The organism is Bradyrhizobium sp. Leo114 (assembly GCF_055229415.2).
In genome coordinates this window covers 156,105-168,961 of sequence record NZ_JBUYEN020000015.1, presented here as the reverse complement: position 1 = coordinate 168,961, position 12,857 = coordinate 156,105, and the positions used below count along the sequence as shown (strand labels likewise).

Below are 12,857 nucleotides of genomic sequence, written 5' to 3'. Positions count from 1 at the left end.
GTAGCCCGGGTGAAGCGGAACGCGCAACCCCGGGGCCACTCGTCGACGCTGATGCAGGTGCCCCAGGTTACGCTGGCGCTCCACCCGGGCTACGAAGGCTAAAGTCTACTTCTTCCTTGCGGCGTCGATGCTGATGGGGCCGCCGCCGGCGGTTGCGAGATAGAGGCAGGCGAAGCAGAACAGGATCGCTGCGGTGCCGTTGTTGAGCAGCGGGAGAAACACCGGCGCGGACGGGTTCTTGAACATGTGCCCGAGGAAGTAAGCGAAGGCCATCTCGCCCGACAGGATGAACGCGGACAGCCGAGTGAACAGGCCAACCATCAAGAGCGCGCCGAGCACGAGCTCGAGCATGCCGGCGGCCACGATCAGCGGCGGGATGTCGGCGAAATAGGGGATGACCGGAAATTTGAAGATCTTGGCGATGCCGTACTGAAACAGCAGAAGCCCGGTGATGAAGCGAAACAGGCTGAGCGCGAGCGGCTGCCATTTCGAGAAAATCTGGTCCATATGTTCTACCCCCTCTGGTGCATGACCGCGGGCATCGTCCGCGGCGAATGGTCGTCTCGCTGAAGTGCCGCTGCCCACAGCCGGTCAGCTCGATACGCAGAACTGCGCGCGCAGTTCCTTGTGCCGAACCAAAAAATCGGCGCCGTTACCGGAATGTCCCCTCGCGATAGTTATGAAGCATAATCAAGTGTACGTGTCGCAGACGAGGGAAATGCGACAGCGGTTCCACTCACAATCCCGTTAACGGAATATAAACCGTAACCTGTAGCCGGGCGGAGCCATCGGGGCGCGCGTTCGCGCGACCCGATGGCTCCCACCGGGCTACAGCAAGAAAAAAGCCGCGTCGGGAGAACGCGGCCTCTTTTGAATGCGCGAAATGGAATAGATCTAGCGCCACTCGACCTTGGTGATCTCGTAGGCCTTGGCGCCCCCGGGCGCCATCACTTCCACGGTCGTACCCTTGGTCTTGCCGATCAGCGCGCGCGCAAGCGGCGAGGTGATGGAGATGCGGCCTTTCTTGGCGTCCGCCTCGACCTCGCCGACGATCTGCCACACCGCTTTCTTTTCGGTATCCTCATCGATCAGCGTAACGGTGGCGCCGAATTTGATGGTGTCGCCCGAGAGCTTGGTGATGTCGATGACGTCGGCGCGCGCGAGCTTGTCCTCGAGCTCCGCAATGCGGCCCTCGTTATGGGACTGCTCTTCCTTGGCGGCATGATATTCCGCGTTTTCCGAGAGGTCGCCATGTGATCGCGCCTCGGCGATATGCTCGATGATTCGCGGACGATCCACCGACTGGCGGTGCTTCAATTCGTCCGTGAGAGCCGCATATCCGGTCGCGGTCATCGGAACCTTTTCCATCATCTCTCATCCTTCAAATCGGGGCGAACCGCAGCGGAGCGCGGGCAGGCGTTGCTTCGGTTGCGCTAGACTCCGGCCATCACGGCTCAAAACGCCAGCCCGCCCGCTTAGTGATTCGCGGCCCCTGAGGGGCCGAGACACATCCAAACGGGCGGTGAGTTCCAGCCGTATCGGCTTCATTACCAACCGTTTAGCGGGCCCTGGGAACAAATCTCGGGCCGAGGCTGACGGTCAGTTCTCGGAAAAGTAACTCTGCAGCGTCCGGACCTCAAGGTCCCCGTCCCGGTAGGCACGGATGCCCTGGGCGGCCGCTACAGCGCCTGAAAGAGTGGTGTAATACGGCACTTTATGCAAGAGGGCAGCGCGCCGCAGAGAACGGCTGTCGGCGAGTGCCTGCGGACCCTCGGTGGTATTGAACACCAACTGGACGTCGCCATTGGTGATGGCGTCGACAATGTGCGGCCGCCCCTCCAGCACCTTGTTTACCTTTTCTGCCGGCACACCCTTGTCGGTGAGGAAGCGCTGGGTGCCCGACGTCGCCATCACCTTGAAGCCGAGCCCATGCAGCAGGCTGACCGCATCGGTGATGCGGTTCTTGTCGGTCTCGCGCACCGACACGAACACCGTGCCTTTGCGCGGTACGCGCGTGCCGCCGCCAAGCTGGCTCTTGGCGAAGGCGACTTCGAAGGAGCGGTCGATGCCCATGACTTCGCCGGTCGAGCGCATCTCCGGCCCGAGCACGGTGTCGACGCCGGGGAAGCGCGCGAACGGAAACACCGATTCCTTCACGCCGACATGCTCGAGCTTCCTCTTCTTGAGCTTGAAGTCGGCGAGCTTCTCGCCGGCCATGATGCGCGCCGCGATCTTCGCGACCGGCGTGCCGATCACCTTGGCGACGAACGGCACCGTGCGCGAGGCGCGCGGATTGACCTCGAGCACGTAGATATCGCCGTTCTTGATCGCATATTGCACGTTCATCAGCCCGACTACGTCGAGGCCGAGCGCAAGCTCGCGGGTCTGCCGCTCGAGCTCCTCGATCGTCTTGGCATCGAGCGAATGCGGCGGCAGCGAGCAGGCGGAATCGCCAGAGTGGATGCCGGCCTCCTCGATATGCTCCATGATGCCGACGATGAAGACGTCCTTGCCGTCGCAGAGGCAGTCGACATCGACCTCGGTCGCATCGGAGAGATAGCGGTCGAACAGCAGCGGGTTCTTGCCGAGTACGGTGTTGATCTGCCCGGTCTTGTCGTTCGGGTAGCGCGCCTTGACGTCGCCCGGCACCAGCTCGGGCAGCGTCCCGAGCAGGTAGTCGGCGAGCTGGTTTTCGTCGCGGATGATCTGCATCGCGCGGCCGCCGAGCACGTAGGATGGGCGCACCACGAGCGGCATGCCGAGATCGGCGGACACCAGGCGCGCCTGCTCGACCGAATAGGCGATACCGTTCTTCGGCTGCTTCAGGCGGAGCTTGTCGAGCACGCGCTTGAAGCGGTCGCGGTCCTCGGCGAGATCGATCGCATCCGGCGAGGTGCCGAGGATCGGCACCTCCGCGGCCTCGAGCGCGCGCGCGAGCTTCAGCGGGGTCTGGCCGCCGAACTGCACGATCACGCCGTGCAGCGTGCCGTTCTTGCGTTCGGTCGCGATGATCTCGAGCACGTCCTCAGCGGTGAGCGGCTCGAAATAGAGCCGGTCGGCGGTGTCGTAGTCGGTCGACACCGTCTCCGGATTGCAGTTGACCATGATGGTCTCATAACCGGCATCGTCGAGCGCGAAGCAGGCATGGCAGCAGCAATAGTCGAACTCGATGCCCTGGCCGATGCGGTTCGGGCCGCCGCCGAGGATGACGACCTTTTTCTTGTCCGACGGCGCGCTCTCGTCGGCAGCGAGACCTGCGAACGGGGCCTCATAGGTCGAGTACATATAGGCCGTGGGCGAGGCGAATTCGGCGGCGCAGGTGTCGATGCGCTTGAATACGGGGCGGACGCCGAGCGCGTGGCGCTTGGCAGTGATCTCACCTTCCGTGGTGTCGGCCAGCACGGCGAGCCGCGCATCCGAAAAGCCCATCGCCTTCAGCATGCGCATGCCGTAGCCGTTCGGCGGCAGGCCGTGGGCGCGGACCTTAGCTTCCATCTCGACGATGCCCCGCAGCTCGGTGAGGAACCAGGGGTCGATCTTGCAGGAATTGAAGATCTCCTCGTTCGACCAGCCGAGCCGCATCGCTTGCGCCACTTGCAGCAAGCGGTTCGGCGTCGGCGTGCCGAGTGCGGCGCGGATCGCATTCTTGTCGTCGCTCTGACCGAGGCCCTCGATCTCGATCTCGTCGAGGCCGGTCAGCCCGGTCTCCAGTCCGCGCAGCGCCTTCTGCAGGCTCTCCTGGAAGGTGCGGCCGATCGCCATCACTTCGCCGACGGATTTCATCGAGGTGGTCAGCGTGGTGGAGGCGCCCGGAAACTTCTCGAACGCGAAGCGCGGGATCTTGGTCACGACATAGTCGATCGTCGGCTCGAACGATGCCGGCGTCGCACCGCCGGTGATGTCGTTGGCGATCTCATCGAGCGTGTAGCCGACCGCGAGCTTGGCCGCGACCTTCGCGATCGGGAAGCCCGTCGCCTTCGAGGCGAGCGCGGAGGAGCGCGAGACGCGCGGGTTCATCTCGATCACGACCATGCGGCCGTCGGCGGGGTTGACGCCGAACTGCACGTTGGAGCCGCCGGTCTCCACCCCGATCTCGCGCAGCACCGCCAGCGAGGCGTCGCGCATGACCTGGTATTCCTTGTCGGTCAGCGTCAGCGCTGGCGCCACCGTGATGGAATCGCCGGTGTGCACGCCCATCGGATCGAGGTTCTCGATCGAGCAGATGATGATGCAGTTGTCTTTCTTGTCGCGCACCACCTCCATCTCGAATTCCTTCCAGCCGAGGACGCTTTCCTCGATCAGGACTTCGTCGGTGGGGGAGGCGTCGATGCCGCGCTCGACGATCTCGATGAATTCCGCCTTGGTATAGGCGATGCCGCCGCCGGTGCCGCCCATGGTGAAGGACGGGCGGATGATGGCGGGCAGGCCGATATGGTCGAGCGCGCGCAGCGCGTCGGGCAGGGTCTTGGTCTGGGTCGAGCGCGGCGTCTCCAGGCCGATCTTGGTCATCGCCTCGCGGAAGCGGCCGCGGTCCTCGGCCTTGTCGATGGCATCGGCCGTGGCGCCGATCATCTCGACGTCGAATTTCTCGAGCGTGCCCTGTTTGCGCAATGACAGCGCGCAGTTCAGCGCGGTCTGGCCACCCATGGTCGGGAGCAGCGCAAAGCCGCCCGGGATGACGTGGCGCTCCTTCTCGATGATCTTGGCGACGATTTCGGGCGTGATCGGCTCGATATAGGTGGCGTCCGCGAGCTCCGGATCGGTCATGATCGTCGCCGGATTGGAATTGACCAGGACGATACGGTAGCCCTCTTCCTTCAGTGTCTTCACCGCCTGGGTGCCGGAATAATCGAATTCGCAGGCCTGGCCGATCACGATGGGACCGGCGCCGATGATCAGGATGGTGGAGATGTCGGTTCGTTTGGGCATCGGCTCTCGCGGAACAGGAATTTTCGGGCACAAAAAAAGGGCGCGCTACCGCGCGTCCCTATCGCCACAGCGTGAGGGATGCCCTCGCGCGCGGCTGGTCTTTAGACCAGATTTTTGGCGTGCGAAACCCCGAAAAAGTCCCCGTCAACCGGCAATTTTGTAGAGTCTGAGCCGTTCCTGCCGGGCGCGTCGCCACAGCACGGCAAGTGCCGCAGCGACGCTGGCACCGCCGACCCAGCCGAGGTCGGTCGGCCCGAGCGCCGAGAGCACCGCGCCCCCGGCCGCCCCGCCGAGGGCGAAACCGAGATACATGCTGGAGGCGTTCAGCGAGACCGCGATCATCGCGGCCTGCGGCTCGATCCGGATGATGCTGGCGATCTGGGCGGGATAGAACGCCCATCCCGAGATCGCCCAGCAAAATACCAGCAGAAGCACGATGTAGCGCGCCGATTCGGGAGCGGCGGTCTTCAGCGTGACCGACAGCAGAATCAGCGCCATCGACATGCCGGCAAGTCCGAGCGCCGAGGTCGGCGTTGTGCCAAATCGATCCGCCAGCGTGCCGCCGAGCATGTTGCCGATCGCGGCGGCCGAGCCGAACACCAGCAGCGTCAGGCTGATATCCGAGGCGTCGAAGCCGAGCTTTTGCAGTGGGACCGAGAGATAGGTGAAGACGGTGAAGCCGCCGAGCGCCCACAGCACGGTGGTGCCGAGCGCATGGAGCACGGCGCCGTGCCGCGCCACCGCGAGCCGCTCGCCGAGCGTTGCGGTGCTGCTCGGCAGGCCACGCGGCAAGCCGAACAGCAGGCCAGCCAGTGCGATGGCGCCAAGGATCGCCACCATGACAAAGGTCGCGCGCCAGCCGAACTGATGCCCGATCAGGGTGCCCAGGGGAACACCGACCACGGTTGCGACCGTGATGCCTGAGGTGACCAGCGCAACCGCCCGGGCACGCCGTTCGGGCGAGGCAACGGCAACCGCAACGCCGAGCGCCGTTGGCATGCACAGGCCGGCGCCAAGCGCCATCAGCACGCGCGAGGCCAGCAGTAGCGGAAACCCGGGAGCGAATACGGCCACCAGATTGCCCGCGATGAAGCAGGAAAGCGCCAGCGCAAGTACGTTCCGGCGGTCGAAATTGTTGAAGGCGACGGCCAGGATCGGTGAGCCGATCGCGTAGGCAAGGGCATAGGCCGTCACCAGTTGGCCGGCGGCCGCGACCGAGATCTGAACGTCGCTGGCGATCCCTGGCAAAAGACCAGCAATCACAAAGGCTTCAGTGCCGATCGCAAAGGCGGCAAGCGCCAGCCAGAACACGCTCATGATGGTCCCCGATGTTCAAGGTTTATTGAACTATCGAGCGAGCGGTGACGAATGTCAATTGGTTCAATGATAATTGAACATTGCGACAGCAAACCCGCGTGGTTATGTTGGGTCATGAGCCGAACGCCTTTGCACCCCACGCGGGATCAACTTGAATTGCCGATGGTGTTGGACTGCCTGAGCGATCCGACGCGGCTCGCGATCGTCTACAACCTGGCGAAATATGATTCCGCGAGCACGGAGCTGCGCTGCGGCGACTTCAACGCCTTCAGCGGCAAGTCGAACCTCGCCTATCACTTTGCGAAATTGCGCGAGGCGGGGCTGGTGCAGACCCGCATCGCCGGGACCACGCGCTATATGAGGCTGCGCCGCGCGGATCTCGACGCGCGCTTTCCCGGTTTGCTCGATGTGATCATCGCCTCGGCCGCGCGGGATGCCGACCGGCTACAATTTCCTGAATGCGAAGTGGTGGCTGCGAGCTGACTGGCTCGCGAGCGGAAGCCGCAAAGCGGCGAAGGTTGGAGGCCCGGCCTGGATTTGAACCAGGATAAAGAGCAATGCACTGCTCCCGCGTCGACGCGTTCCGCCACCGGGCCGAGGCGATCATTGCCCATTTCGCAGGCGCTAGCCATCCTTAGCCCGGATTAACCCTAACGGTTGCGTTGCACGATCACGCGTCGGGACGATGCGCGACGAACGTCATCCGCCATGGATTGTGGCCGATATTGCGGGGGGCGCGGGAGGCTTTGAAGCCGGCGGCCGCGAGCTTCTTCAGCATTTGCTCCTCGCCGTAACGCTCCAGGCCGATCCGTGTGCGCAATTGCCGATAGTCCGACAGCGCCGTGCTGATCAGCCCGAGCAGGGCATCCTTGAGGAAGCCGTGGCGGGCGCCGAAACCCAACAGCGCGAGAACGTCCCTGCCCATGCCGACTTCGGGTCGCAGGACATCGCCGAGTATGAGGCGCCCGGAGGGTTTGAGCAGGCGGCGAATGACGGCGAATGCCGCGTCCAGTTCCTCCGCCGTCATATATTGCGCGACCGAATTCATGATGACCAGATCGACCGAGCCTTCGGCCATCTGCCGCACCTCATCCAGCGAACGCACCCGGATCTTGGTGTTGGGCGCAAAGCGCGCGATCAGCCGTCCGCGCACGCCGGGCGCGGGCTCCGCGAGATAGAGCGTGGCGCAGGCATCCGCGACCTCTGCTGCGGACAGCGCTTCGCCGCAGGCATAGTCGAGCACGACGGCGTCGGGCGAGGAGATATAGGCAATGATATCCCGCGCAACGATCCGGAAATGCAGGTCGCGATGCAGCTTGCTGACATAAATCGTATGCGTGGAATCGTAATAATCGATCCATTCATCCATCGGCAGTGGGCCCGGCAAAAACTTGGGGTTCCGGCATAGGAACCGGCATCCGTATGATGCGTTAGAGGGGCCGGCGACCAGGAGTTCGGGCCGCCGGTGTCCGGTGTCCTAACAGGAAGGTTCAACGTGAGCAAAGCCAAGCCTGATCCAAAATCCGACAAAATCTCCCCCGACCTCGATACCCCGACCGACCTGCCCAACGAGGCGGTCACGAAGGTCTCGGCAGCGCTCAATACGCTGCTCGCGGATGCCTTCGCACTCTACCTGAAGACCAAGAATTTCCACTGGCATGTCAGCGGCCGGCATTTCCACGATTACCACCTGATGCTGGACGAGCAGTCGGACGCAATCTTCGCCACCACCGATCAACTGGCCGAGCGGGTGCGCAAGATCGGCGGGACCACGCTGAAATCGATCAGCCAGGTCAGCAAATTGCAGACCATCAAGGACAACAACGAGGATTACGTGCCGCCGCGCGAGATGCTGCGCGAATTGATGGAAGACAACAAGCACGTCGCGGCCGCAATGCGGAAGGCACGCAACCTCGCCGACGAGCACGGCGACGCTGCGACCGCAAGCATCCTCGAGACCTTCATCGACGAGACCGAGCGGCGCACCTGGTTCCTGTTCGAGGCCAGCCGCCAGGAAGGCAGTAATGCGGCATAGCACCAAAGACGGTGCGCAACGGCGACGAAGAGTGCGGAACGGCAGCGGGCTGCCTCGCCGCCGTTTGAGCTTATAACAGGTTAATTGGCACCTTCAGATATTGCTTGCCGTCGGCGTCCGGCGCCGGAAGCTTGCCGCCCTTCATGTTGATCTGCAGCGAGGGGATGATCAGCTTCGGCATCTGCAGCGTCTTGTCGCGCGCTTCGCGCGTGGCGACGAATTCGTCCTCCGTGATGCCGTCATGGACGTGGATGTTGTGGGCATGCTGCTCGGCCACCGTCGTCTCCCAGCGGATCTCGCGGCCGTTCGGGCCGTAATCGTGGCACATGAACAGGCGGGTCTCGTTCGGCAGCGACAGAATCCGGTGGATCGAGCGGTAGAGATCGCGGGCGTTGCCGCCCGGGAAATCCGCGCGCGCCGAGCCGCCGTCCGGCATGAACAAGGTGTCGCCGACGAAGGCCGTGTCACCGATCACATGCGTCATGCAGGCGGGCGTATGGCCGGGCGTATAGAGCGCGAAGGCCTTCATCGCGCCGATCTCGTAGGTGTCGCCGTCCTTGAACAGGCGGTCGAACTGGCTGCCGTCGCGCTGGAATTCGGTGCCCTCGTTGAAGATCTTGCCGAACGTCTCCTGCACGACCGTGATCTTCTCGCCGATGCCGATCTTGCCGCCGAGTCTGCTCTGGATGTAGGGCGCGCCCGACAAATGGTCGGCATGAACATGGGTCTCGATCAGCCATTCCGGCTTGAGGCGGTGCTTCGTGATGAAATCGATGATCTTGTCGGCGGATTGGTAGGCGATGCGGCCGGCCGCGTAATCGATGTCCATCACGGAATCGATCACGGCGCAGGCCTTCGATGTGGGGTCCTTGACCACGTAGCTGACGGTGTTGGTCGCCGGATCGAAGAATGCGGTGACCTCGGGCTTCACGGAGAGGTCGACGGTGTGAGGAATGTCGGACATGGGCTGCTCCTCTACTCGTAAAGTGATCCGGCAAGCGCCGGCTGCCGGTCGGCGAGCGCGCGGGCGCCGGCCATCCCGACCAGCATGGCAATCATGAACTGGATCGACGCCGACGATCCATAACCAAGCGCCACGAAGGCTGGACCGGGACAGAAACCGGCGATACCCCAGCCTACCCCAAAAATCGCAGGTCCGACGATCACGCGCAAATCGAAATCGGTTTTGGTTGGCAGATGGAATGCACCCGCAAGAACCGGTCGCGGCCACCTCAGCACAACCCTGAAGCCGATAAACGTGATGGTGACGGCGCCCAGCATCACGAACAGGAGACTGGGATCCCACGATCCCGTGCGAATCGCCGCGAGGTCGAGGAAGTTCAGGACCTTCGCCGGATTGGACATGCCGGAGACCAGGAGCCCGAGTCCGAATGCCAGGCCGATGACGAACTGGATCAGAACAGACATGCGGGACCTCATGCGAGATGCCGGATGACGAAGGTCGTCGCAAGTCCCGTCGCCATGAAGACCAGTGTAGCGACAATGGATCGAAGCGACAGCCGCGATATGCCGCAGACGCCGTGGCCGGAGGTGCAGCCGCTGCCCCATACCGAACCGAAGCCAACCAAAAGGCCCGCGATCGCCAAAAGGATACCGCCGGTCTCGATGGCTTGCAGCGGAAGGCTGCCGGTCGCAACCCGTACCACGACGGGCGCGGCGACGAGCCCGGCAATGAAGGCGAGACGACCGGGCCATTCCTGATCGTTGAACGGCGGAAGCAGGCGGGCGGCGATGCCGCTCACTCCTGCGATCCGCCCGGCGAACGCCATCAACGCCACGGCGGAAAGGCCAATCAAGGCTCCGCCCAGCAGCGCGGTCATCGGCGTGAAGGTGGTCGGCATCTTCTTGCTCCCTCGATGGGCCGTCACTGAGACGGGGGCGGCGTCCGAAAGTGCGGAGGCTGCGAACCGGATCCGTCATCCGCCAGCCGTCTGATCAACTCGCCCAATTGATTGCGCGAGCCAATCTAGAGCATGATCCAGAAAAGTGGGCACCGGTTTTCTGAAAAAGATCAAAGCGGGATGACGATTCGAAGAAAAGTCATCCCGCTTTAGTGGGTCTTGAGACGCCGCCGACGCCCGATCGAGATTTACTGTGCCGACAATCCCAGCGTTGCCTGCGTCTTGACGACGGGCGGAGGATTCCATTTTCCGGTCAGCGCCTCGGACTTCGGACTGTAGAGGCGCATGGTCAGGTTGAAGGGGCCCTTCGGCGCCGGAAGCCAATTGGCTTCCTTGTCCTTGCCCGGGCTTTCGTTCTGGAAGTAAAGATCGAGCGAGCCGTCCGCGTTATACTTGAACGGCATCCAACTGCTGACTGCGAAGCGGTTCAGCACATTGCCGACCTGGAAGCCTTCCGGATCGTACAGCGTGATCGACCAGAACGCGTTGACCGGCGGGGCGGCATTCTTCTCGAACGCGATGGTGTACTTGCTTGCGCCGTCGAGCGGCTTGCCGGTTTCGTCGCCGAGATTGAGCGGATAGATGGCGTCCTCGGGCAGATTCGCGCCGAGCCCCAATTGCGAGACGATGGCACGCTTCAGATAGTAGTTGCCGTAAACACCCATCGTATCGGTGTTCATCGACCAGCCATTGGCAACCCGCGCAAGCGTCGGCACCTTCCAGGCCATCAGCTTCTGCGCGTCCTGCGGGGCGGTCTCGAAGGCGCGCTGCAGGACAGGGTCGATCCTGCCGATGTCGAAGCTCTTGCCCGGCTCGATGCCGATCTTCTTCATCTGCGCGATGATCGGCTGATCGGTGATATGAGGCGGGTGAAGCTTCAGCAGTTCGGCCGCATAGGCGAAATACACGCCGGCCGTCATCGTATCGACCTGGACCTTCGGTGGCGTCGTCATGTCGACGCTTGGGTCGGGCTTGAATTCGACGGGTTTGGGCGTCTTGCCGAATTCTGAAAGCGGCGCGACCTTGTAACCCGCCTGGATCTTGTGAACCGCATCGTAGTCTGCCGGGCCGTCGGTCTTGGTACGGCCGATCACCCAGACATAAGGCGTTGGTGCGTCGATCCGCTGCGTGTCTCTCGGGAGCTTGAACTCATCGATAAATCTGTCACGCAGATCCGGTCGCCAGCCGGGAGGCGTCAGCAGGAAGGTGCCCGCCTTGGTGCCCGTCGTTCGCCACCCCGGCGAGGCAAAGACATCGCTCCACATGTCCAGCATCGGCAGCAGGTAGTAGCGCCCGTCGGTATCGGGTACCGAGACCACCACAGGCTCCTTGGTCATGTCGAGCCATGATACGGAATAGAGCGTGTCGAAGTTGGAGCGCACCACGCCCTTGAAATTCGCCGGCGGATATTCTGATACGTTGACGAACGTGTTCATCGGTCCCTTGAAATCGGTGGTGCCGTTGGTGAATTGCTTCCGCGTCACGTCCATCGACAGGATAGGGTAGAAATAAATATAGGCGTCCACCGCGATGGCGTGCGCTTCCTGCTCGGTGATTGCCGGCGCCGCTTGTTGCGCAAGCGCAGCGGGCACAGCCGCCGCGCCCAGGCCGAGAGACAAAGTCAGCGTCAGAATTCCTCGAAACATATCGACTACTCCTCAACTGATGTGTGCTGTCGTGATTTATGGGGGCAGGCCTCTACAATCGTTGGATGCTTCGACTTCGAAGTCTTCGCGTTCAGGCAAGGGATGTCAGGTGTGCAAGAGGGGGTGTGCAGGGGGTGTGCAGCATAAGACGCCACACGACGCCCGCGGGGCAGATTATTGAATCAAATGCTATAAAGTCCGATGTCGAAGAACGACTGTTTCAACTACCTCCACGAGTACAATCTAGCACAAGCGTGAATGTGAACCAGTCGGACCATCGCTAGCTCGTTGCGCTGTGTGCCCGCTCGTGGGCATATCCCCGCGGGCACTTCCCGCATCTTTCGGTCCTGCTGACCCCATGGGGACGCGCGATGGTGCCACTTGGCCCGCACGGTCAGCCGCGCTTCCACAACCTCACCAGCGGCCCATTCTCGCCCATCACCGGATCGGTCTTGGGTGTCGCGACCTGTGGGATCGTCTTCAGCGCCTTGGCGTGATTTTCGGGCGTCGGTCGCGTGATCTCCATCGGCGGTCCCGGCGGATAGGCGCCGACCACGCAGAAATCATCGCTCGCGGCAATCAATTGGTGCCCGGTGCCGGCGGGCAGGATCGCGACGTCTCCGGCGGAGATCTCCAGCACCTTGCCGCGATCGCCGCCGAACTGTACGCGCGCATGTCCTCGTGAGACGCCGAGCACCTCGTGCACGGTCGAATGATAGTGCAGGTAATCGTAGACGCCGTTGCGCCACATCGCGCCCCAGCCATTGGCGCCGAACAACCCTTCGATAGTCTTCTCCGGATGCTCGTTGTCGACGTCGACGGTCGCCTTGTAGACGAGGAACGGCAGCCGATTGTTCGGCACCAGGCCGTCATCCTCGAAGACGATCGTGAGCGGCGTTGTATCGGCCTTGACGACGGACATGGGAAGCTCCCGTAGGATGGGTAGAGCGTGAGCGAAACCCATCGCGATTGCCGTGAGCCACCAGATGATGGGTTTCGCTTCGCTCT

Annotated in this window: 12 protein-coding genes and 1 tRNA gene; 2 read left to right on the top strand and 11 right to left on the bottom strand. The window is 62.8% G+C overall.

The features are described 5' to 3' along the window. Positions 1 to 105: 105 nt before the first annotated feature. The 4 genes from ACZIRK_RS20055 to ACZIRK_RS20040 all read right to left on the bottom strand — a co-directional run bounded on the left by ACZIRK_RS20055 (position 106) and on the right by ACZIRK_RS20040 (position 6,246). Positions 106 to 507: a DoxX family protein gene (locus ACZIRK_RS20055; RefSeq protein ID WP_130226022.1), complete on the bottom strand. Its 402-nt coding sequence runs from the start codon at positions 505 to 507 to the stop codon at positions 106 to 108. A gap of 387 nt (positions 508 to 894) precedes the next feature. After that, positions 895 to 1,368: a transcription elongation factor GreA gene (gene greA / locus ACZIRK_RS20050; protein WP_130226034.1), complete on the bottom strand. Its 474-nt coding sequence runs from the start codon at positions 1,366 to 1,368 to the stop codon at positions 895 to 897. A 231-nt stretch (positions 1,369 to 1,599) separates the two neighbouring features. Next, complete coding sequence (carB, locus tag ACZIRK_RS20045; RefSeq protein ID WP_130226021.1) at positions 1,600 to 4,929, bottom strand: carbamoyl-phosphate synthase large subunit; 3,330 nt, start codon at positions 4,927 to 4,929, stop codon at positions 1,600 to 1,602. A 144-nt stretch (positions 4,930 to 5,073) separates the two neighbouring features. Continuing rightward, positions 5,074 to 6,246, bottom strand: coding sequence for an MFS transporter (locus tag ACZIRK_RS20040; protein ID WP_463328010.1), 1,173 nt, complete (start codon positions 6,244 to 6,246; stop codon positions 5,074 to 5,076). Positions 6,247 to 6,360: 114 nt separating this feature from the next. On the opposite strand from ACZIRK_RS20040, the gene ACZIRK_RS20035 reads away from it, so the two are divergent. Then, positions 6,361 to 6,729: an ArsR/SmtB family transcription factor gene (locus ACZIRK_RS20035; RefSeq protein ID WP_130226020.1), complete on the top strand. Its 369-nt coding sequence runs from the start codon at positions 6,361 to 6,363 to the stop codon at positions 6,727 to 6,729. A 36-nt stretch (positions 6,730 to 6,765) separates the two neighbouring features. On the opposite strand, the gene ACZIRK_RS20030 is transcribed toward ACZIRK_RS20035, so the two are convergent. Both ACZIRK_RS20030 and ACZIRK_RS20025 read right to left on the bottom strand, forming a co-directional pair. Continuing rightward, positions 6,766 to 6,842: transfer RNA gene (locus ACZIRK_RS20030), tRNA-Ala, on the bottom strand. A 74-nt stretch (positions 6,843 to 6,916) separates the two neighbouring features. Beyond that, positions 6,917 to 7,615 carry a class I SAM-dependent methyltransferase gene (locus tag ACZIRK_RS20025; RefSeq protein ID WP_130226019.1) on the bottom strand — a complete coding sequence of 233 codons (699 nt, stop codon included), beginning with the start codon at positions 7,613 to 7,615 and terminating at the stop codon, positions 6,917 to 6,919. A gap of 126 nt (positions 7,616 to 7,741) precedes the next feature. Between ACZIRK_RS20025 and ACZIRK_RS20020 the strand changes: the two genes are divergently transcribed. Next, complete coding sequence (locus ACZIRK_RS20020) at positions 7,742 to 8,281, top strand: Dps family protein (RefSeq protein WP_028165388.1); 540 nt, start codon at positions 7,742 to 7,744, stop codon at positions 8,279 to 8,281. Between the two features lie 70 nt (positions 8,282 to 8,351). Here the strand turns inward: ACZIRK_RS20020 and ACZIRK_RS20015 are convergent, their stop codons facing one another. The 5 genes from ACZIRK_RS20015 to ACZIRK_RS19995 form a co-directional block, all read right to left on the bottom strand. Further along, positions 8,352 to 9,245 (bottom strand): MBL fold metallo-hydrolase, encoded by an 894-nt coding sequence (locus tag ACZIRK_RS20015; RefSeq protein WP_130226018.1) that lies wholly within the window; start codon positions 9,243 to 9,245, stop codon positions 8,352 to 8,354. 11 nt (positions 9,246 to 9,256) lie between these two features. Beyond that, the gene (locus ACZIRK_RS20010; RefSeq protein WP_130226017.1) at positions 9,257 to 9,709 is read right to left on the bottom strand and encodes a DUF6691 family protein; all 453 of its coding nucleotides are present in this window, start codon (positions 9,707 to 9,709) and stop codon (positions 9,257 to 9,259) included. 8 nt (positions 9,710 to 9,717) lie between these two features. Next, complete coding sequence (locus tag ACZIRK_RS20005; protein WP_130226016.1) at positions 9,718 to 10,143, bottom strand: YeeE/YedE family protein; 426 nt, start codon at positions 10,141 to 10,143, stop codon at positions 9,718 to 9,720. Positions 10,144 to 10,391: 248 nt separating this feature from the next. Beyond that, the gene (locus ACZIRK_RS20000) at positions 10,392 to 11,849 is read right to left on the bottom strand and encodes a DUF1254 domain-containing protein (protein WP_130226015.1); all 1,458 of its coding nucleotides are present in this window, start codon (positions 11,847 to 11,849) and stop codon (positions 10,392 to 10,394) included. Between the two features lie 394 nt (positions 11,850 to 12,243). Continuing rightward, positions 12,244 to 12,771, bottom strand: coding sequence for a cupin domain-containing protein (locus ACZIRK_RS19995; protein ID WP_130226014.1), 528 nt, complete (start codon positions 12,769 to 12,771; stop codon positions 12,244 to 12,246). Between the last annotated feature and the right edge of the window lie 86 nt (positions 12,772 to 12,857).